The organism is Pseudomonas sp. Eth.TT006, assembly GCF_054456575.1.
Genome location: NZ_JBTJEN010000012.1, coordinates 151,503 through 171,963, shown reverse-complemented (window position 1 = coordinate 171,963; position 20,461 = coordinate 151,503). Strand labels below are relative to the sequence as shown.

15 protein-coding genes are annotated in these 20,461 nt (G+C 60.4%); 4 read left to right on the top strand and 11 right to left on the bottom strand.

Annotated elements, in window-relative coordinates:
- Positions 1-218 precede the first annotated feature (218 nt).
- The 5 genes from ACXR0M_RS19940 to tpx all read right to left on the bottom strand — a co-directional run bounded on the left by ACXR0M_RS19940 (position 219) and on the right by tpx (position 10,007).
- Positions 219-1,679 (bottom strand): efflux transporter outer membrane subunit, encoded by a 1,461-nt coding sequence (locus ACXR0M_RS19940; protein ID WP_458833478.1) that lies wholly within the window; start codon positions 1,677-1,679, stop codon positions 219-221.
- Complete coding sequence (locus ACXR0M_RS19935; RefSeq protein WP_458833477.1) at positions 1,676-4,783, bottom strand: efflux RND transporter permease subunit; 3,108 nt, start codon at positions 4,781-4,783, stop codon at positions 1,676-1,678. The genes ACXR0M_RS19940 and ACXR0M_RS19935 overlap by 4 nt, the downstream gene beginning before the upstream one ends.
- A 142-nt stretch (positions 4,784-4,925) precedes the next feature.
- Positions 4,926-8,027 carry an MdtB/MuxB family multidrug efflux RND transporter permease subunit gene (locus tag ACXR0M_RS19930; protein ID WP_458833476.1) on the bottom strand — a complete coding sequence of 1,034 codons (3,102 nt, stop codon included), beginning with the start codon at positions 8,025-8,027 and terminating at the stop codon, positions 4,926-4,928.
- Complete coding sequence (locus tag ACXR0M_RS19925) at positions 8,024-9,331, bottom strand: MdtA/MuxA family multidrug efflux RND transporter periplasmic adaptor subunit (RefSeq protein WP_458833475.1); 1,308 nt, start codon at positions 9,329-9,331, stop codon at positions 8,024-8,026. Before ACXR0M_RS19925 ends, ACXR0M_RS19930 begins: the two co-directional genes overlap by 4 nt.
- A gap of 175 nt (positions 9,332-9,506) precedes the next feature.
- Positions 9,507-10,007, bottom strand: coding sequence for a thiol peroxidase (tpx, locus tag ACXR0M_RS19920; protein WP_458833474.1), 501 nt, complete (start codon positions 10,005-10,007; stop codon positions 9,507-9,509).
- Between the two features lie 372 nt (positions 10,008-10,379).
- Here tpx and ACXR0M_RS19915 point away from each other — a divergent pair, with 372 nt between their 5' ends.
- The gene (locus ACXR0M_RS19915) at positions 10,380-10,811 is read left to right on the top strand and encodes a YciI family protein (protein ID WP_458833473.1); all 432 of its coding nucleotides are present in this window, start codon (positions 10,380-10,382) and stop codon (positions 10,809-10,811) included.
- 108 nt (positions 10,812-10,919) lie between these two features.
- Here ACXR0M_RS19915 and ACXR0M_RS19910 read toward each other — a convergent pair whose 3' ends face one another.
- From ACXR0M_RS19910 to ACXR0M_RS19895, 4 genes are all read right to left on the bottom strand, one after another.
- Entirely contained in the window at positions 10,920-11,597 is a 678-nt protein-coding gene (locus ACXR0M_RS19910; protein WP_458833472.1) for a DUF3313 domain-containing protein, read from the bottom strand.
- A 468-nt stretch (positions 11,598-12,065) separates the two neighbouring features.
- Positions 12,066-13,040 (bottom strand): hypothetical protein, encoded by a 975-nt coding sequence (locus ACXR0M_RS19905; RefSeq protein ID WP_458833471.1) that lies wholly within the window; start codon positions 13,038-13,040, stop codon positions 12,066-12,068.
- A 310-nt stretch (positions 13,041-13,350) separates the two neighbouring features.
- Entirely contained in the window at positions 13,351-13,830 is a 480-nt protein-coding gene (locus ACXR0M_RS19900; protein WP_458833470.1) for a DUF934 domain-containing protein, read from the bottom strand.
- Complete coding sequence (locus ACXR0M_RS19895; protein WP_458833469.1) at positions 13,827-15,500, bottom strand: nitrite/sulfite reductase; 1,674 nt, start codon at positions 15,498-15,500, stop codon at positions 13,827-13,829. Before ACXR0M_RS19895 ends, ACXR0M_RS19900 begins: the two co-directional genes overlap by 4 nt.
- Positions 15,501-15,853: 353 nt before the next feature.
- On the opposite strand from ACXR0M_RS19895, the gene ccoN reads away from it, so the two are divergent.
- The 3 genes from ccoN to ACXR0M_RS19880 all read left to right on the top strand — a co-directional run bounded on the left by ccoN (position 15,854) and on the right by ACXR0M_RS19880 (position 18,468).
- Positions 15,854-17,281: a cytochrome-c oxidase, cbb3-type subunit I gene (gene ccoN, locus ACXR0M_RS19890; RefSeq protein WP_458833468.1), complete on the top strand. Its 1,428-nt coding sequence runs from the start codon at positions 15,854-15,856 to the stop codon at positions 17,279-17,281.
- Between the two features lie 15 nt (positions 17,282-17,296).
- Positions 17,297-17,518 (top strand): cbb3-type cytochrome c oxidase subunit 3, encoded by a 222-nt coding sequence (locus tag ACXR0M_RS19885; protein WP_458833467.1) that lies wholly within the window; start codon positions 17,297-17,299, stop codon positions 17,516-17,518.
- A gap of 257 nt (positions 17,519-17,775) precedes the next feature.
- Positions 17,776-18,468 (top strand): aspartate/glutamate racemase family protein, encoded by a 693-nt coding sequence (locus ACXR0M_RS19880; RefSeq protein WP_458833466.1) that lies wholly within the window; start codon positions 17,776-17,778, stop codon positions 18,466-18,468.
- A 1-nt stretch (position 18,469) separates the two neighbouring features.
- Here ACXR0M_RS19880 and ACXR0M_RS19875 read toward each other — a convergent pair whose 3' ends face one another.
- Complete coding sequence (locus ACXR0M_RS19875; protein ID WP_458833465.1) at positions 18,470-18,988, bottom strand: GNAT family N-acetyltransferase; 519 nt, start codon at positions 18,986-18,988, stop codon at positions 18,470-18,472.
- Between the two features lie 663 nt (positions 18,989-19,651).
- The gene (locus ACXR0M_RS19870) at positions 19,652-20,227 is read right to left on the bottom strand and encodes a hypothetical protein (protein ID WP_458833464.1); all 576 of its coding nucleotides are present in this window, start codon (positions 20,225-20,227) and stop codon (positions 19,652-19,654) included.
- Positions 20,228-20,461 lie beyond the last annotated feature (234 nt).

Sequence of the window (20,461 nt, the reverse complement as noted above, 5' to 3'; positions counted from 1 at the left end):
CATTCGCGGTCGGGCAAAGGCGGCGATTGTACTGATTGCGCAGAAGAACGCACTTACTAAGTAATCATTTTGCCATCAGTCCGATGAAACGCTCGTTTGATCACCCTGCAAAGCGCTGAAATCGTCACCCTGTAGAAGCTGCGGCACGTTGCGATCTTTTGATTCCGGTTTTTAAAAGCAAAATCAAAAGATCGCAGCGTGCCGCAGCTCCTACAGGTTTATTCGTTCGGCAATTGTCCGTCCCAGCCCCCGCCCAGTGCGGCAATCAACTGCACACTGGCAATCAAACGGCTCTGCAGGATGTTGAGCACGGTGCGTTCGTTGCTCAGCGCCGTGGCTTGCACCGTGACCACATCCAAATAGGCGATCAACCCGGCCTTGTACTGGTTCTGGGTCAGGCGCAACGAATCGCGCGCGGCATCCAGGGCCTCCTGGCGCACCGCCGCCTCGTCTTCATATACCTTCAACTGCACCAGGTAGTTTTCCACCTCGCGGAAACCGTCGAGCACGGTCTGGCGGTACTTGGCCACGGTCTGGTCATACACCGCCTCGGTGCGATCGACTTCGGCGGAACGGATCCCGCCATCGAAAATCGGCAAGTCCAGTTTCGGCCCGACCGACCAGAAGCGGTTGGGCAGGGTCAGCAGGTTTTTCGAGGTACTGCTGCTGTAACCGCCGCTCATGCTCAGGGTCAGGTCCGGGTAGTACGCCGCCTTCGCCACACCGATGTTGGCGTTGGCGGCGATCACCGAGCGCTCGGCCGAAGCGATGTCCGGACGCCGCTCCAGCAACTGCGACGGCAGGCTTAATGGGATCTGCGGCAGGCTCGGGATGTCCTGGCTCTCGGCGATGCTGAACTCGGCCGGCGCCTGACCGGTGAGTACCGCGATTGCGTTTTCGAACTGCGCACGCTGCCAGATCAGGTCCACCAGATCGCCCTGGGTGCTTTTCAGCTGAGTTTGCGCCTGGGCGATGGCATCGCGTCCGGAAATCCCCGCGCGATACTGGTTCTGCGTCATTTGCAGCGATTTCTCGTAGGCCGCCACCGTCGACTCCAGCAAGCGCTTCTGCTGGTCGATCACGCGCAATTGCAGGTAATTCTGCACCAGCTCCGACTGCTGGCTCAGGCGCATCGCCGCCAGATCGGCAAAACTGGCCTGGGCGCTGGCTTCATTGGCTTCAAGTCCGCGACGCAACTTGCCCCAGATATCGGCTTCCCAGCTCACGCCCAACTGCGCGTTATAAGTGTCGCGAATGCCGCTCGACGAACTGCTCAGGCTGGAACTGCTGCTGCCGGTGCCTTGACTGGAACGGGTCTTGCCCACGCTCAGGTCGACACTCGGATAAAATGCCCCGCGAGCGCTGCGCACCAAGGCCTGGGCCTGTCGGTACTGGGCTTCGGACTGGGCGACGGTCTGGTTGGCGCTGTTGAGTTTTTCCACCAGCGCGTTGAGCTGCTGATCGCCATACAGCTCCCACCAGGCGCCACGGGCCAGCGAATCGCTGGGGTTGGCCTGGCGCCAGCCCTTGGCCTCTTTGAATTGCGCAACTTCGGCGGTTTGCGGGCGCTGATAGTCCGGGCCGACGGCGCACGCGCTGAGCATTGCCACGCACAGCGACAGGCTCAACAGACGCGAACCGCGAGCAGTGGCCAGATTGAGAAGCGAACGATCGGTCATAGCGGAGTTTCCAGAGCGGCATCAGTACGCACGCCACGCCACTTGTTGAAGCGGTGGCGCAGCTTGTCGAGATAGAGGTAAACCACCGGGGTGGTGTAAAGGGTCAGCACCTGACTGAAGATCAGCCCGCCGATGATGGTCAGGCCCAGCGGCTGGCGCATTTCCGCGCCCTCGGCACGGCCGAGGAGCAACGGCAAGGCGCCGAGGATCGCTGCCAGCGTGGTCATCAGGATCGGCCGCAGGCGTTGCAGACAGGCGCTGCGGATCGACTCCAGCGGCGACAGCCCTTCATGGCGCTCCAGTTGCAGCGCCAGATCGATCATCAGGATCGCGTTTTTCTTCACCACGCCGATCAGCAGGAACAGCCCGAGCAGCGAGATCAGGCTGAACTCGCCGCCCAGCGCATAGATCGACAGCAACGCGCCGACCCCGGCCGACGGCAGCGTGGAAAGAATCGTCAGCGGGTGAATGTAGCTTTCGTACAGCACGCCGAGCACCAGATACACCGCCAGCAGCGCGCCAAGAATCATGAACGGCTGGCTCTTCTGGGTTGCGGCAAAGGCGTCAGCGGTGCCGGCCATTTTCGCGATGACGTCTTCCGGCAAACCGACCTTGGCAATCGCCCGCTCGATCGCCGCGCTGCCCTGCTCCACCGTGACCCCTTCAGCCATGTCGAAGGCGATGCTCTCAGAGGCGAACTGCCCCTCGTGGCTGACCCGGTCATCCTCCAGGCTGTTTTCGTAGTGGGCGATGGTCGACAACGGAATCCGTGCGCCGTCCGCGGTGATCACCTGCGCCTGATTCAGCGTCACCGGATCCTGCGCGTACTTCTGGTTGACCTCCATCACCACCTGATACTGGTTCAGGCTGTCATAGATGGTCGAGATCTGCCGCTGGCTGTAGGCGTTGTTCAACACCGCCGTGACCATGTTCATGTCGACCCCGAGGCGCTTGGCCTGATCGCGGTCGACAATCAGCGTTACCTGCTGCGCCCCGCGCCCCTCGCGGGCATCAATCGCGGTCAGCTCCGGCAAGGCGCGCAATGCGGTGACCACTTTCGGGTACCACTCACGCAGCGCGCCCAGATCGCCGCTTTGCAGGATGTAGCTGTATTGCGAGGTGGTCTGCTCGCGGCCACCGCCGAATTGCAGGTCCTGATCCGCCATCAGCATCAGTTGCGCACCGGGCACCTTGGGCATCTCTTTACGCAGGCGTTCGATGACCTTTTGCGCCGACAGGTTGCGTTCCTTGATCGGCTTCAGGCGCACCAGCATGAAGGCGTTGTTGGTGCCGTTGGTGCCGCCGATAAACCCGGCCACGCTCTCCACCGCCTCGTCCTTGAGCACGGCGCGGCGGAAGGTTTCCATTTTCGGCTGCATGACACTGAACGACAAACCATCGTCGCCGCGCACAAAACCGATCAACTGGCCGGTGTCCTGCTGCGGCATGAAGGTTTTCGGCACCACCACGTACAGGGCGACGTTGACCCCGACCGTGATGATCAGGCTGAGCAAAGTCAGACGCCGATGGCGCAGCACCCAGTCGAGGCTGGTGGCGTACTTGCCGACCATCCAGTCGTTGGTCTTGCGGCTCCAGCGTTGCAGACGGTTTTCCTGGCCCGGCGTGTGCGGCTTGAGCCAGCGCGCACAGAGCATCGGCGTCAGGGTCAGCGACACCACCAGCGACACCACGATCGCCGCCGCAAGGGTGATCGAAAATTCGCGGAACAGGCTCTCGACAATTCCGCCCATGAACAGGATCGACAGGAACACCGCCACCAGCGACACGTTCATCGACAGCAAGGTGAACCCGACTTCCTTGGCCCCGAGGTACGCGGCCCGCATCGGTTTGACGCCTTCGTCGATGTGCCGGGAAATGTTCTCCAGCACCACGATCGCATCGTCCACCACCAGCCCGGTGGCCAGAATCAGCGCCATCAGCGACAGGTTGTTCAGCGAGAAACCATACAGGTACATCACCGCGAAAGTGCCGACCAGCGACACCGGCACTGCCAGCGTCGGAATCAGCGAAGCGCGGAAATTGCCGAGAAACAGGAACACCACCAGAATCACCAGCGCCACGGCAATCAGCAGGGTCATTTCCGCTTCGTGCAGCGTGGCCTTGATCACCGGCGAACGGTCCATCGCCAGGTTCAGCTTGACGCTGGCCGGCAGCACCGCTTGCAGCGCTGGCAATTGCGCCTTGATCTCGTTAACCGTCTCGATGATGTTGGCGCCGGCCTGGCGGTTGATCACCAGCAGCACCGCCGCGTCATCGTTGAAGAAACCGCTGTTGTAGCGATCTTCGACGCCGTCGCTGACCTTGGCCACATCCTTCAGGCGCAGGGCCGCACCGTTGTTGTAGTGGATGATCAGCGATTCGTAATCCTTGGCCTTTTCCAACTGGTCGTTGGCCTGGATCTGCCACAGGCGCTCGCCGTCTTCGACCGAGCCTTTGGGCCGGCGCACGTTGGCCGACGCGATGGTCTTGCGCACATCGTCGAGTGCCACGCCGTACTGGTTCAGTGCCTGCGGTTCGAGTTCGATGCGCACCGCCGGCAGCGAACTGCCGCCGATCTGCACTTCACCCACGCCCTGCACCTGGGACAGGCTTTGCGAAAGGATGGTCGAAGCGAGGTCGTAGAGCTGGCCTTTTTCCAGCACGTCCGAGGTCAGCGACAGGACCATGATCGGTGCCTGCGACGGATTGACCTTCTTGTAGGTCGGCATGCTGCGCATCCCGCTCGGCAACAGGTTGCGCGAGGCATTGATCGCCGCCTGCACCTCGCGCGCCGCGCCGTTGATGTCACGGTCGAGGTCAAATTGCAGGATGACCCGGGTCGAACCCTGGCTGGAACGACTGCTCATGGTGTTGACCCCGGCAATCGCGCCGAACGAGCGCTCCAGCGGCGTGGCCACCGTGGACGCCATCACCTCGGGACTGGCACCGGGCAGACTGGCCTGGACCACGATCACCGGGAAATCCATTTGCGGCAGCGGCGACACCGGCAACAGGCCGAAGCTGACCCCGCCCAGCAGCATGATCGCCAGACTCAGGAGCATGGTCGCGACCGGACGCTTGATGAAAGGACCGGAGAGGTTCATGGAGCGCAATCCCCATCAACACACCATCCCACTGTGGGAGCGGGCTTGCTCGCGAATACGGTCTGACATTCAACATTGATGGCGACTGATCCAGCGCTTTCGCGAGCAAGCCCGCTCCCACATGAGGTCTGTGTACGGGCAGTCATACCGGGACCTCTTCGCGGTCGGCATTGGTCTTGCCGAAGCGCCGACCGAGGCGGTCGAAGTACAGGTAGATCACCGGTGTGGTGAACAATGTCAGCACCTGACTCACCAGCAGACCGCCAACCATCACCAGCCCCAGCGGCTGACGCAATTCAGCACCGGACCCGGTGGCCAGCATCAACGGCACCGCACCGAACAGCGCGGCGAGCGTGGTCATCAGGATCGGCCGGAAACGCAGAAGCGCCGCCTGATAGATCGCCTGTTCCGGAGCCATGCCCTGGGTGCGTTCGGCGTCGAGGGCGAAGTCGATCATCATGATCGCGTTCTTCTTGACGATACCGATCAGCAGGATGATGCCAATGATCGCGATCATCCCCAGGTCATTGCCGCTGAGCAGCAAGGCGAGCAAGGCGCCAACCGCCGCCGAGGGCAAGGTCGAGAGAATGGTGATCGGGTGGATGTAGCTCTCGTAGAGCACGCCGAGCACGATGTACATGGTCACCACCGCCGCCAGAATCAGCAGCAAGGTGCTCGACAGCGAGGCCTGGAACGCTTCGGCCGCGCCCTGGAACTGGGTCTGCACGCCAATCGGCATGCCGATGTCCTTCTGCACCTGTTCGATGATGTCCACCGCATGCCCCAGCGCCACGCCGGGTGCGAGGTTGAACGACATCATCACCGCCGGGAACTGGCCGATGTGGGTGATCGCCAGTTGTGCCTGACGTTCTTCGACGTGGGCCAGACTCGACAGCCGTACCTGCGCGCCGTCAGTGGTCTTGACGTGAATCTGATCCAGCGCCGCCGGGCCGATCTTCTCCCCGGCCTGCGCCTGCAGCACCACGCGGTACTGGCTGGCCTGGGTGTAAATGGTCGAAATCTGCCGCTGACCGAAGGCGTCATACAGCGCGTCGGTGATGTTCTGCACCGACACGCCGAGACGCGAAGCGGCGTCGCGGTCGATCACCAGATAGACCTGCAGGCCCTTGTCCTGCAAGTCACTGGCGACGTCGGTCAGTTCCGGACGCCCGGCCAGCGCCTCGACCAGACGCCCGCTCCACTGGCTGAGCAGTTCGGCGTCCGGCGACGACATGCTGAACTGGTACTGGGTGCGGCTGACGCGGTCTTCGATGGTCAGGTCCTGCACCGGTTGCATGAACAGGCGGATGCCGACCAGTTTGTCCAGTTGCGGCTGCAGACGCGCAATCACCTCGGTGGCCGTCAAGTCACGCTGACCGTGAGGCTTGAGGTTGATCAGCAGGCGACCGCTATTGAGCGTGGCGTTGTCGCCATCGACGCCGATGTAGGACGACAGGCTCTGCACTGCCGGATCCTGCAGAATGATCTTCGCCAGTTCCTGCTGACGTTCGCCCATGGCGGCGAAGGAAATCGACTGCGGCGCCTCGGAAATGCCCTGGATCACCCCGGTGTCCTGCACCGGGAAGAAACCCTTGGGCACCACCATGTACAGGAACACGGTCAGCGCCAGGGTGCCGATGGCCACCAGCAAAGTCAGCGGCTGGTGCTTGAGCACCCACTGCAACTTGCGCCCGTAGGCGGCGATCATCCAGTCGATGAAGCCACCGCTGGCCCGGTAGAAACGCCCCTGCTCGTGGGCTTCCGGCTCACGTTTGAGCAGGCGCGCGCACATCATCGGGGTCAACGTCAGCGAGACCACCAGAGAAATCAGGATCGCCACCGCCAGGGTAATGGCGAATTCACGGAACAGGCGCCCGACCACGTCGGCCATGAACAGCAGCGGAATCAGCACCGCGATCAGCGACAGGGTCAGGGAAATCAGGGTGAAGCCGATCTGTCTGGCGCCTTTCAGCGCCGCCTGCATCGGGCTGTCGCCCTCCTCGATGAAACGCGCGATGTTCTCCAGCATCACGATCGCGTCGTCGACCACGAAACCGGTGGCGATGGTCAGTGCCATCAGGGTCAGGTTGTTGACCGAGAACCCGGCCAGATACATCACGCCAAACGTCCCGATCAGCGACAGCGGCACCGCCACGGACGGGATGATCGTCGCGCTGGCACGGCGCAGAAACAGGAAGGTCACCATCACCACCAGGGCGATGGCGATCAGCAGTTCGTGCTGTACGTCGGTGACCGAGGCGCGAATGGTCTGGGTGCGGTCGGTGAGCACGGTGACGTCGAGGCCGGCCGGCAGGTTATCGGTGATGCTCGGCAGCAAGGCCTTGATCCGGTCCACCACTTCAATCACGTTGGCGCCCGGCTGGCGCTGGATGTTCAGCAGCACCGCCTGATTCTGGTTGGCCCATGCGGCCAGACGTTCGTTCTCGGCGCCATCGACGATTTCCGCCACGTCCTTCAGGCGCAACGGCGCGCCGTTCTTGTAGGCGAGGATCAGGTTGGCGTAGTCCTTGGGCGAGGTCAGCTGGTCGTTGGCATCGAGCATCGACACCCGGGTCGGACCGTCGAAGTTACCCTTGGGCTGGTTGACGTTGGACGCGCTGATCAAAGTGCGCACGTCTTCCAGGTTCAGGCTGTTGGCCGCCAGCGCCTCCGGGTTGACCTTGATCCGCACCGCCTGACGCTGGCCGCCGGCAATGCTGACCATGCCGACCCCACTGATCTGCGCGATCTTCTGCGCCATGCGCGTGTCGACCAGGTCATTGAGTTTGGGCAGCAGCATGGTTTTCGAGGTGATCGCCAGCGTCAGCACCGGGGTGTCCGCCGGGTTGACCTTGTTGTACACCGGCGGCGCCGGCAAGTCGGTCGGCAGCAGATTGGTCGCGGCGTTGATCGCGGCCTGCACCTGCTGTTCGGCGACGTCCATGTTGATGTCGAGGCTGAAGCGCAGGGTCAGCACCGAGGCACCGCCGGAACTGGTCGAAGCCATTTGCGTCAGCCCCGGCATCTGCCCGAACTGGCGCTCCAGCGGCGCGGTTACGGCGCTGGTCATCACGTCCGGACTGGCGCCGGGATACAGGGTCATGACGCGGATGGTCGGGTAATCGACCTGCGGCAAGGCCGACACCGGCAGCAGGCGATAGGCAATCAGGCCGGCCAGGACAATGGCCAGCATGCTCAGGGTAGTGGCTACCGGACGGAGGATGAACAGACGCGAAATGTTCATGCGCCCTTCTTGGCCTTGTCAGTCACGGCGGCGTCCGGCGCACTGGCGGCCGGTTTGCCCTGCAGGTGGCCGGTCGGGGTGGTCGGTACCTCGTTGCTGTCGTTGACCACCTCCACTTCACTGCCCTCTTTCAGGCGGTCGGTGCCTTCAAGCACGACACGGTCGCCGGCGGCCAGGCCTTCGGTGACCACGGTGTTGGTGCCGTCGCTGGCGCCGATCTTCAACTGGCGGATAGTGACTTTCTTGTCGCCGTCCAACGCGTAGACGAAGGTGCCGTTGGTGCCGAACTGGATCGCCGCCGAAGGTGCCAGCACCACGCCTTTGAGCGTGTCAGCGAGCAGGTGGACGTTGACGAACTGGTTGGGGAACAGCGCCTGATCGCGGTTGTCGTAACGGGCCTTGAATTTCAGGGTACCGGTGGCAACGTCGATCTGGTTGTCGAGGCTTTGCAGCACGCCGTTGGCCTGGATTTTCGTGTCGCCACGGTCCCACGCTTCGGCCGGCAGTCTGGCGCCGCTGTGGTAGCGGGCAAGCACGGTTTCGAGGCTGTTTTCCGGCAGGGTAAACACCACGCTGATCGGCTGGGTCTGGGTGATGACCGCGAGGAACGTGGTGTCGTTGGCCGCCACCAGATTGCCGACGTCGAGTTGACGCAGGCCGACGCGCCCGGCAATCGGTGCGCGGATCTTGGTGAATTCGAGATTGAGCCTGGCATCGTTGACCGCCGCCTGATTGGTCTTGACCGTGCCCAGGTACTGGCCGACCAGCGCTTCGGCGGTGTCCAGGGTCTGCTTGGCGATACTGTCTTCTTTATACAGGCCGCGATAACGCTCGACATCGACCTGAGCGTTTTTCAGCTGGGCCTGATTCTGCAGCAAGGTACCTTCAGCCTGCAGCAAGGCGTTCTGGTACGGACGCGGATCGATCTCCGCCAGCAGGTCGCCGGCCTTGACCATCTGCCCTTCCTCGAAATGGATCTTCACCAGCTCGCCGCCCACCCGGCTGCGCACATTGATGGTGTTGAGCGCAGTCACCGTGCCCAGCGCCTTGTAGTACAGCGGGAAGTCCCCGGTGACCGCCGGTGCCACGCGCACCGGAATCGGTCCGGCCGCGCCGCCGAAGCCCGGCCGCATCATCCCCGAACGCCCGGTATGCCCGGCGGCAGCCTTGTCACCGCCCTCCTTGTGGGCCGAACCGGCGGGCCAGAATTTCCAGCAGAGCACGGCGATGACCAACAGGACGAGCAGGCTGATCAGCCAGCGGCGGGAGTTGCGAGGGGTCGATTGCATGGATTGATTAACCATTGGGCGCGTGGGCTTCTTTTACGGGAGGCTGAACGATAAGCACTGGGCGGATTTAAGCAAAGCAGCTTTACCGGCAATTTACCTTCAACTTACGTTTCAAGGTGTGAGGCAAGACACTGATACACAAATGAAAACGGCCTGGACAGGGCCAGGCCGTTAACAATTGTAAAAGCGCTTATTTCAGTACGGCGAGTGCTGCGTCGTAGTTTGGCTCTTCAGCGATTTCCTTGACCAGTTCGCTGTGCAGCACGGTGTCGTTCTCGTCCAGAACCACCACCGCACGGGCGGTCAGGCCTTTCAGCGGGCCATCAGCGATGGCCACGCCGTAGTTCTCGATGAACTCGGCGCCGCGCAGGGTCGACAGGTTCTGTACGTTTTCCAGGCCTTCAGCACCGCAGAAGCGCGCCTGAGCGAATGGCAGGTCAGCCGAAATGCACAGCACTACGGTGTTGGCGATGTCGTTGGCCTGGGCGTTGAACTTGCGTACCGACGTGGCGCAGGTCGGGGTGTCGACGCTTGGGAAGATGTTCAACACTTTGCGCTTGCCGGCGAAGTCTTTCAGGGTGACGTCGGACAGATTGCCGGCTACCAGGGAAAAGGCTGGCGCCTTGGAACCGGCTTGTGGCAACTGGCCGTTGACTTGAACCGGGTTGCCTTTGAGGGTGACTTGAGCCATGACTTGAGTCCTTCTAGCGTTTGGGTTGGAAAGCATGCAAGAGGCAGAAGTTAACCACGAAATGGCCCGGTGACCTATGCCCTGATTGAATTTGTCGGGGCAACTTGCAAAAAATTGTATACAACCGCGCGATTGTTCCCTGTAGGAGTGAGCCTGCTCGCGATGGCGTAGTGTCAGTCACAACATCGGCGCCTGGCACGCCGCCATCGCGAGCAGGCTCACTCCTACAGGTTCATCTTTTGGCAGACACATCCAGCACGATATTGATGTTGGTGAAATCGCCGGGATGGTCTTTTCTTCAGAGACCTGTCGATTCATGCGCGGCCCGTTCGACTACTCCATGAATCCTCCCCAATCCCTGGAGCAACCACCATGCGATTCATGATCCTCGTCAAAGCCAGCACCGACTCCGAAGCCGGCATCATGCCCAGCGAAGAACTGATCACCGCGATGGGCAAGTTTAACGAAGAACTGGTCAAGGCCGGCATCCTCATCGACGCCAACGGTTTACACCCCAGCAGCAAAGGTACCCGCGTGCACTTCTCTGGCGACAAACGCACCGTCATCGACGGGCCGTTCATCGAGACCAAAGAATTGGTCGCCGGTTACTGGATCTGGGAAGTGAAATCGAAGGAAGAAGCCATCGAATGGGTCAAACGCTGCCCTAACCCGATGCCGGGCGACTCCGACATTGAAATCCGCCAGATATTTTCCGCCGAGGACTTCGGTGCCGAATTCACGCCAGAAGCGCGGGAGCAGGAGGAGCGGGTTCGCGAGCAGGCGAAGAAGAATGCTTGCCCCTGAATGCTGTGCTGAATATTCAATCGCCATCGCGGGCAAGCCCGCTCCCACAGAAAAGCAGCTATCTGTGGGAGCGGGCTTGCCCGCGATGAGTCCGTCAACCTCGCTGGATTATTTCGATTCGGATTTCAGCTTGCGATAGGTCTGATGCAGGTCACTGGCCCAGCCATCGATCACCGGTTTGACGTCGCTGGCCTTCATCGCCTGGGTGTCGTTCTCCAATGGTTTGCCGGTGCCTTTGCGCACCACTTGCGCCACCACCTTGTTGCTCGCGCCGTCGAGGAATACCGCCTCGGTAGCCAGCGTGGTTTCCTGATCGCGAATACCACTGGCGGTGCTGACCGCAGCGGCCACCAGTGCAATCGGCACCACTTCATAGGCACTCAGGCCTTCGGTCTTGCTGCTCACGGCGGTGATCGCCGCCCGCACCACAATCACACCCGGGCCAGGCCCGGTGGCCAGCGGCAGGTCTTTGCCGATTTCGCGCTTGAGCGCCTGATCGTAATAGGAGGTGATGCCGTTGAGGGTCTGCTGGGAGATCTTTGCGGTCGGCTGTGGTTTCGGATAGAGCTGGGTCGGCTCGATGTAGACGCTGGTGAACTTGTTGATGTCGACCTTCGGATCGATCCAGCGCATCACTTCGGCGCCAGACGGGGACTTGGCCTCCTTGAGCTGGCTGTAGTCCTTGAGGAACCCGGAATATTCATCCGGAGCGACGGTTTTGCTGGAGCAACCGACCATGCCAAGGGTCGCGATACACAGTGTGCCCATCATCACTGCTAGCTTCATGCTGTAACTCCTGTCAGAAGGCCGAACACTTTTGGATAGGGGGAGCTACAGGTATAGCTAAAACCCCAATAATTGCGATGGCAAAGCACAATATTCACGCAAGGCTGTTCGGCGGATCACAAGCGTCATTGAAAGATGTCGAGCACCAACGCTGCATCGAGCTCCTGCCATTTGCACTGGAGCGAGCTGAGCCAGCCACATGTGCTGTCGCAGGGCTGGAGGTAGATTGACGTGGGCGACCTGCGCTTGAGTGACCGGCTGGAAATCGTATTCCCTCACCCTAGCCCTCTCCCAGAGGGAGAGGGGACCGATCGGGGGAGATTCGAGAGATACACCGACGTGAACGACAGGCTTTGAATCCATAATCGACACGGTTTGCCCGGCCGATACAGAGCACCAGACACCTCGGTCAGTCCCCTCTCCCTCCGGGAGAGGGTTAGGGTGAGGGGCTTTTCAGGGTTTACGCCGTTACCAGGACGATGTTGCCCCGCTCTTCAATGCCATTTCCCGCCGACTGTTGGCGCGGATGGCCTTGATCAGCGACACCGTACCCACCAGCAGAATCGCCGCGCCGAACAGGAAGTCGATGTTGTACAACTGGAAGTCCTGCACCGGCCCCACCAGCACCACGCGCACCACGCCAATCGCCACCAGCGTGGCAAGGAAATCGATCCCCGGTTCGTCGCGATAGAACACATGCAGCAGCGGCAGGCACAGCACCAGCAGCAACAACAACACCACAACCTTGAACGAGCCTTTGCGCTCGACGCTGAACGCGCATTCGTGCGGGCCGTAGGCTTTGTAGTCCTCGTCGCGGATCATCGAGTTTTTCTCGTTGATGTACTCGACGCGGTTGTACTTCTGGATCGGCGTGAAGGTGTTGGACAGGTCCATCAGCGTGGTGATGTTCTTGAAGCGCAAGTCGATGCGCTCGCTGCCCTTGAGGTAATACAGCACCGGTTTGTAGCCGTAGCGATAGGTGTCGAAAGGGAATGCGCTGGCCTGGCCCTGCACGCTGATCGGCCGTGGCTCGAGTTCGGCGTAGGCGCTTTTGGTTGGCGAGGCGAGGTTGCGGCTCAACGGCTGAACCTTGACCTGTTCGAGAAAGATTGGCGTGACGCCATACGACCACTGCAACGGTTCCAGACGCAAACGCAGTTCGTTGCGCCCCAGGTCGTAGCGGTTGAAGGTGCGTTCGGAAACCACCAGCGAACCGCTGAGCATGAACTCGCCGCGCAGGTTGTTAGTCACGCGCACGGTCAGTTGATCCTTGCCCAGCAACGCGGCTTCGGTGGACGGCGGCGTGCCGCACCACGCGGTGCTTTCACCAGGGCCACCCAACTGGCCGTCGCGGTTTTCCTTGATCACATAGAAGTAACTGGCCCACAGCGTCAGCATCAACAGCATCGCCACCAGGCCCAAAATCTTTTTGCCCGCACTCACTACCCAGACTCCCTTCTTCGTTCCGTCGTCCAGCCGAAAACCCGCTGGCGAGCGGGACTCTACCAAAAGGCCAGCATCGACCCAAGGGAAAATCAGGGGATGGCATGGGTTCTAGGGGTTTCCCCTGTATTGAAACGCCAGTGCATAAATACTGTGGCGAGGGGGCTTGCCCCCGTTGGGCAGCGCAGCGGCCCCAATAAAGGCGAGAGTACCAGATCAGCCAGACAGCCTGCACAGCATTGCGACTGCTGCGCAGCCGAGCGGGGGCAAGCCCCCTCACCACAACATCATTTGCCAGACATTGAATAGCTCAGCGTCTGCGGAACAATGGGCGCGGTTCTATGACCGAGCGCCCATACAGCACACTCATTCCCGCCAGCCCTTTCAACGCATCCTCCGCCGACTTGTCCTCGCGCACCGCAAAGCTGTCGAAGCCGCACTGGCGCATGTGGCTGAGCTGATCGCGCAACACGTCGCCAATCGCGCGCAACTCGCCAGCCCAGCCAAAACGGCTGCGCAGCAGATACGCCTGACTGTAGGCGCGGCCGTCGCGAAAGCTCGGGAAGTCCAGGGCAATCAATGGCAACGAGGCCAGCCACGGCACCACGCTTTCAACCTCGTCATCTGGCCCGAGCCACACCGCGTGGGTCGTCGGCGCCTGCAGCCAGTGCGCCAGCGGCAGGATCAGTAATCCCCGCGGCCTGCCCGGCTCCGGCTCGCGCACCAGCGTCCATGGATCGTCTTCGATCAACCGCGCCACACCCTGCTCCAGCCGCAGCAGATTATTCATGCCGAAACCTCCAGCGCTTTCGGGTAGACCCGCTCCTTGAACGGCTCCAGGCCAATACGCGCCACGGTGTCGACGAACAGCTCCTCGCTTTCGCGGTAACGCACGAAGGTGCCGATGATCCGCTCGATCACCTGCGGCACTTCGGTCGCGCTGAACGACGGGCCGATGACTTTGCCCAGCGTGCTGTTTTTGCCCTGCGCGCCACCGAGGGTGATCTGGTACCACTCGCTGCCGTTTTTATCGACGCCGAGGATGCCGATATTGCCAATGTGGTGATGGCCGCAAGCGTTGATGCAGCCGGAGATGTTCAGGCTGATCTCGCCCAGGTCGTGCAGGTAATCGAGGTGGTTGAAGCGCGCCTGAATCGCCTGGGCGATCGGGATCGACTTGGCGTTGGCCAGCGCACAGAAATCCCCGCCCGGGCAGGCGATGATGTCGGTCAGCAGGCCGACGTTGGCGGTGCCCAGACCGTGCTCGCAAGCCAGTTGCCAGAGCGCGTACAGGTCAGACTTCTGCACATCGGGCAGGACGATATTCTGCTCATGGGCAATGCGGATCTCGCCGAAACCGAAGCGCTCCGACCAGTCGGCGACAGCGAGCATCTGCAACCCGGTGACATCGCCCGGCGGCGCGGCCAGCCCCGGTTTGGTCGACAGCACCACACTGGTGTAACCGGGTTTCTTGTGCGGCTGCACGTTACGCGCAACCCAACGGGCGAACGCCGGGCTCTCGGCCAGACGCGTGCCGAAGTCCAGATCGGTGTCGGCCAGGCTGTGGTAGATCGGCGGCACGAACGCGCTGGCGACCCGTTCATATTCAGCCTCGGTCAACTGCGCCGGACCGTCCTTGAGGTGCTGCCATTCTTCTTCGACTTCGCGGGCGAACGCCTCGATGCCCAGTGCCTTGACCAGAATCTTGATCCGCGCCTTGTACTTGTTGTCGCGCCGGCCATGGCGGTTGTAGACCCGCAGGATCGCCTCGACATAGGACAGCAAGTGCTGCCACGGCAAGCCTTCGCGGATCTGCAGACCGAGAATCGGCGTGCGCCCCAACCCGCCGCCGACGATCACCCGCAGCAGCATTTGCCCGTCGCGACCCGGATAAAGGTACAGGCCGATGTCGTGCATCATGATCGCCGCGCGATCCTGCTTCGCCGAGCAGATGGCGATCTTGAACTTGCGCGGCAGGAACAGGAATTCCGGGTTGATCGTCGACCACTGCCGGAGGATTTCCGCCAGCGGGCGCGGGTCGATCATCTCGTCCGCCGCAACCCCGGCAAAGGCTTCGGTGGTGATGTTGCGCACGCAGTTGCCGGAGGTCTGGATCGCATGCATGTTGACCTGCGCCAGCCGTTCGAGGATGTCCGGCACCTCGGCCAGTTCGATCCAGTTGAACTGCAGGTTCTGCCGGGTGGTGAAGTGGCCGTAACCGCGATCGTAATCGGCAGCGATGCTCGCCAGAGCGCGCATTTGCTCGGCGCTCAAAGTGCCGTAGGGAATCGCCACCCGCAGCATGTACGCGTGCTTCTGCATGTACAGGCCGTTTTGCAGGCGCAGCGGCAGGAACTCTTCCTCGCTCAATTCCCCGGCCAGGAAACGCTCGACCTGATCGCGAAATTGCGCAACGCGCTCGAACACCAGCGCCCGGTCGTAATCATCGTATTGGTACATGCAGCGGCTACCCCGTCAGGATCGATCATGGATCAAAACTGTGGGAGCGGGCTTGCTCGCGAATGCGCTGTGTCAGTCAACAATTCAGTTGCCTGACACAGCGCATTCGCGAGCAAGCCCGCTCCCACAGGATTTTCCCAAACTATGGCCGAACGGCGCAGCACGTTACAGATTCACCTGAACGCATAAAAACCATATCAGGGCGTGGCAGAACGCCGCAGGCACTACCTCGATCTGATCCGTATAAATCAAATATTCCTGAGCCTGTTTTGTTTCTGGCGCTGTTCCTACAGTGCAGCTCGTGCCAGACCAGGGTGGCCTGGCAAGACTTTGCAACCGTGGATGAACTGACCATGAGCACAGCAACAATCGGACAGGCTTATAACTACAAGGTCGTCCGCCAATTCGTTATCGCGACGGTTTTCTGGGGTGTCGTCGGCATGGCGATGGGGGTATGGATCGCCTCGCAACTGGTATGGCCCGAAATGAACCTCGACCTGCCGTGGACCACCTTCGGCCGCTTGCGCCCGCTGCACACCAGCCTGGTGATTTTCGGCTTCGCCGGCAGTGCGCAATTCGCCGCCAGTTACTACGCGGTACAGCGCACCTGTCAGGTGCGGCTGTACTCGGACAAGCTCGCCGCCTTCACTTTCTGGGGCTGGCAGTCGGTGATCGTGATCATGCTGATCACCCTGCCGCTGGGCTACACCACCACCAAGGAATACGCCGAAATCGAATTCTCCGGCGCGGTGTGGATGGCAGTGGTCTGGGTCGCCTACGGCATCGTGTTTTTCACCACCGTGGTGCAGCGCAAAACCAGACACATCTACGTCGGCAACTGGTTTTTCGGCGCGTTCATCCTGGTGATCGCCATGCTGCATGTGGTCAATCACCTGTCGATCCCGGTGGACTGGTTCAAGTCCTATCCGGTGTATTCCGGGGCCACCGACGCGATGGTGCAGTGGTGGTACGGGCACAACGCGGTGGGTTTCTTCCTCACCACCGGATTCCTCGGAATGATGTATTACTTCGTGCCGAAACAGGTCAATCGCCCGGTGTATTCGTACCGCTTGTCGATCGTGCACTTCTGGGCGCTGATCACTCTGTACATCTGGGCCGGGCCGCACCATTTGCACTACACCGCGCTGCCGGACTGGGCGCAGTCGCTGGGCATGGCGATGTCGCTGATCCTGCTCGCGCCGAGCTGGGGCGGGATGATCAACGGCATGATGACCTTGTCCGGTGCCTGGCATAAATTGCGCACCGACCCGATCCTGCGCTTCCTGGTGCTGTCGCTGGCGTTCTACGGCATGTCGACCTTCGAAGGGCCGATGATGGCGATCAAAACGGTCAATGCCCTGTCCCACTACACCGACTGGACCATCGGCCACGTCCACGCCGGCGCTCTGGGCTGGGTGGCGATGATCACCTTCGGCGCGACCTATCACATGGTGCCGAAAGTGTTTGGCCGCGAGCAGATGTACAGCACGCCGCTGATCAACCTGCACTTCTGGCTGGCGACCATCGGCACGGTGTTGTACATCGCCTCGATGTGGGTCAACGGCATCACCCAAGGCCTGATGTGGCGGGCGATCAACGAAGACGGCACGCTGACCTATTCGTTCGTCGAAGCGCTGCAGGCCAGCCATCCGGGGTTCATCGTGCGCTTTGTCGGTGGGGTGTTCTTCCTCAGCGGCATGTTGCTGATGGCCTATAACGTCTGGCGCACGGTGCGCGTGGCCGATGTGGCGCTGGCACGCAGCCAGGCGCAGATCGCCTGAGTCGGAGAGCTGATCATGTTCGATATGTTCCTGAATGGGCTGGGCGTGGTGTTTCTGTGGCTGGCGGTGGAGTACTGCCTGCGCCACCAGACTTCAGAAAGCCTGGATGACGCGAGTATGGTGCCGTTTGCCGATGACCCGGAGGTGGCACGGCGGGTGGAGCTGGCGACCGGCAAACCCGTCAAGGCGACGGCACCGGAAGAACCCAAACCGGGCTGGATCAACCTCGATATGTAAACGCTCCCCCTGTAGGAGCTGCCGAAGGCTGCGATCTTTTGACTTTGATTTTTTTAAAAACAAGATCAAAAGATCGCAGCCTGCGGCAGCTCCTACAGGGGTAACGGCGTTTTCGGGACATTGGCGCCGCAGGGCACCATGACACCTGGCAACAGGATCAACGGTACAGTTGTTTTGCGCTGGCATCCGCCCTTGAGTCGATGGACACTCAGACGCAGCCCGGCTCTTCAACCCGGGCCATAGCCAGAGGAATTTCAATGCGCACCATCGGCCTGATCGGCGGCATGAGCTGGGAGTCCAGCGCCGAATACTATCGCCTCATCAATCAACAGGTCCGCGATCGGCTCGGCCCGCTGCGTTCGGCGCAACTGCTGATGCACAGCGTCGACTTCGGCCCGGTCGAACAGGCCCAGCATGCCGGGCGCTGGGACGATGCAGCGATGATTCTGGTGGATGCCGCGCGCCGACTGGAGGCTGGCGGTGCCGAATGCGTGGTGCTGTGTACCAACACCATGCACAAGGTGGCGGAGCAGATTCAGGCGGCGATCAGCATCCCATTCCTGCACATCGCCGAACCGGTGGCGCAGGCCGCGCTGGACATCGATGCGCACACGGTCGGCCTGCTTGGCACGGCGTTCACCATGGAGCAGGACTTTCTCAAGCAGCGCTTGATTGCCAAGGGTTTGACCGTGCTGGTGCCGGACGCCATCGAGCGCCAGGACGTGCACCGCATCATCTATGACGAACTGTGCGTCGGGGTGATCAGTGACGAGTCGCGCAAGATTTATCAACGGGTGATCGAATCACTCACCGCGCGCGGCGCTCAGGCGATCATCCTCGGCTGTACGGAAATCGGCCTGCTGGTCAAACCCGAACACAGCACCCTGCCCCTGCTCGACACCACCGAACTGCATGCGCAGGCGGCGGTGGCGTTTGCTTTGGGCGAGTGAGTCAGGTTTTTATGCGCGTGCGCAGACGGGCCATGCTCAGGGTGTCAACCCATTGCCCGTCACGCACTGCATAGTCGCGAAACAGCCCCTCGTCCTCGAAACCGAACTTGCGGTACAAACCGATGGCCGCGGCATTGTCGGCGTACACCGTAAGCTCGACGCGGTGCAGATTCATCCAGTTGTCGGCAACGTCCAGCGCCGCTGCCAGCAATCTGGAACCGACCCCCTTGCCCTGCCACGCCACAGCGACGCCCATGCCAAGACTGGCGGCGTGGCTGCGGCGCATCCGCGAATAGCCTTCCAGGCCCAGATTGCCGATCACCTGGCCCTGATGCAGCGCCACCAGCTTCACCGCCCGCTCGTTGTCCGCCATCAGCCGTTGCCGCCAGACCTCCGTGGACTGAAACGGCATCTGCAACACCTGCCGCGCCACGGCGGGGTCGTTGTACAGCGCGGTCACGCCCTCGACGTGGGATTCGTTGAAGCGTTCGAGGTGGATGGCGGGGCTGTGCTCGGGCATGGCGGATCCTTCCTGGATCGAGGTATGGCTGATCACTGTAAACCGCCGACCAAATTATCTGCCAGAGGTAAACACGTATGGGCCTTCGCCTGCTTGCGATTGCGTCGGTACACCTGACATCGCTTTGCCTGACACACCGCTATCGGGAGCAGGCGAAGGCCCACAGGAGATTGTTGTTGGTTTCAAGGACCTTGTTCAGTTCAACTCCGTCGAAACTGAGTGTTGCCGTGTTGAGCATTCCGTTCAGGTACGCTTGGGCGCTCTGCCGGCCCTGCGAACACTGGCTCGCCAGCGTCGCAAATTTCCCGGCGCGGTCTGAGCATTTTTGTACAGTCCCGTCGCCTGTTTGCGCACCGCTTCGATATTCTTCGGATCATTCACACCGAGAAAAGAAAGCCCAGTACGTCTGCAAGACGAATCGTTTGAGGGCTGAGCTGGCCAGTGAAAGCGCCAGTGCTGGCTAGATCGAAACTGTTGGATTTCAGTTATCAATGAATTACGCAAGAAACCGCGTTTAAGACAGGGCGACCAAAAGGCCGCCCGACATACAAAAATGAATAAAACATTTCAGCTCTATATACTTTTTACCAAAACTGCTATTACGACGCGCTCGATGAACACCAGCTCAACAAACAATTAAACAGAGCCCTCATTCCACCAGCACTAATTTGCCACCCATCGAGTGCCGAAATTTTTTTCACTAATAATTTCCTCTCTAGCTTTGTCATATGTATAGACGCTGCCATCGGCATTGCGACATCCGCCGTTTTTCAATCGATCGAGCACCTCATCAACTTCGGCTTTATAATCCGTGGTTTTAAATTTGAATCGTACACCGCCCCTTTGACCGATTATTCGAGCCTTCACCATTTCGTCTGGAATATCCGACAACCCAACCTGATGGTGAATTTTTTTGAACTCCGAAATTTTCTTGCCGTACTCGTCGATCAATTTCTGTTCTTCTTCATTTAGCGGTCTAGGAGGATCAACCCCGATACCACAGGCTCGGAGCGCATCGATTCTGGCAGAACCTTCCAAAGTGCCCGCCTCTTCCAACTTTTCAAGTTCTTTCCGAGATGACTCTTCCTGGGATGACCCCAAAGATTCAAACATAGTAATAATTGAGCGTCTAAAATCACTACCAAGGTCGCGATTAAATTTTTCAATCTGTGCCTTTCTGCTCAACGCATTGTTTGTATCAAGGTCGGCCGACGGAAAATCAACAAATTCCAATCCCATGATAGTTCTCCTTGAAAGTATGGGCATTCAGACGACTTCATCTTCCGCTACAAAAAAAATATAAACACCTGTCAGATTTAACAGGTATTTATATCAATTCGCGATATGGATAACTGACAGTTATAACATTAAAGGTGCAAGCCCACACGTAGATTGTTGACTACCATCAACTTCCCCTCAACTGCTGCTTGATATCGGATCTATTCGATCCTGTTTCTCGGCAAAAAAGGGCGA

Coding starts and splice junctions, on each gene's coding strand:
- ACXR0M_RS19940 (WP_458833478.1), bottom strand. CDS start 1,679: ATGACCGATCGTTCGCTTCTCAATCTGGCCACTGCTCGCGGTTCGCGT.
- ACXR0M_RS19935 (WP_458833477.1), bottom strand. CDS start 4,783: ATGAACCTCTCCGGTCCTTTCATCAAGCGTCCGGTCGCGACCATGCTC.
- ACXR0M_RS19930 (WP_458833476.1), bottom strand. CDS start 8,027: ATGAACATTTCGCGTCTGTTCATCCTCCGTCCGGTAGCCACTACCCTG.
- ACXR0M_RS19925 (WP_458833475.1), bottom strand. CDS start 9,331: ATGGTTAATCAATCCATGCAATCGACCCCTCGCAACTCCCGCCGCTGG.
- tpx (WP_458833474.1), bottom strand. CDS start 10,007: ATGGCTCAAGTCACCCTCAAAGGCAACCCGGTTCAAGTCAACGGCCAG.
- ACXR0M_RS19915 (WP_458833473.1), top strand. CDS start 10,380: ATGCGATTCATGATCCTCGTCAAAGCCAGCACCGACTCCGAAGCCGGC.
- ACXR0M_RS19910 (WP_458833472.1), bottom strand. CDS start 11,597: ATGAAGCTAGCAGTGATGATGGGCACACTGTGTATCGCGACCCTTGGC.
- ACXR0M_RS19900 (WP_458833470.1), bottom strand. CDS start 13,830: ATGAATAATCTGCTGCGGCTGGAGCAGGGTGTGGCGCGGTTGATCGAA.
- ACXR0M_RS19895 (WP_458833469.1), bottom strand. CDS start 15,500: ATGTACCAATACGATGATTACGACCGGGCGCTGGTGTTCGAGCGCGTT.
- ccoN (WP_458833468.1), top strand. CDS start 15,854: ATGAGCACAGCAACAATCGGACAGGCTTATAACTACAAGGTCGTCCGC.
- ACXR0M_RS19885 (WP_458833467.1), top strand. CDS start 17,297: ATGTTCGATATGTTCCTGAATGGGCTGGGCGTGGTGTTTCTGTGGCTG.
- ACXR0M_RS19880 (WP_458833466.1), top strand. CDS start 17,776: ATGCGCACCATCGGCCTGATCGGCGGCATGAGCTGGGAGTCCAGCGCC.
- ACXR0M_RS19875 (WP_458833465.1), bottom strand. CDS start 18,988: ATGCCCGAGCACAGCCCCGCCATCCACCTCGAACGCTTCAACGAATCC.
- ACXR0M_RS19870 (WP_458833464.1), bottom strand. CDS start 20,227: ATGGGATTGGAATTTGTTGATTTTCCGTCGGCCGACCTTGATACAAAC.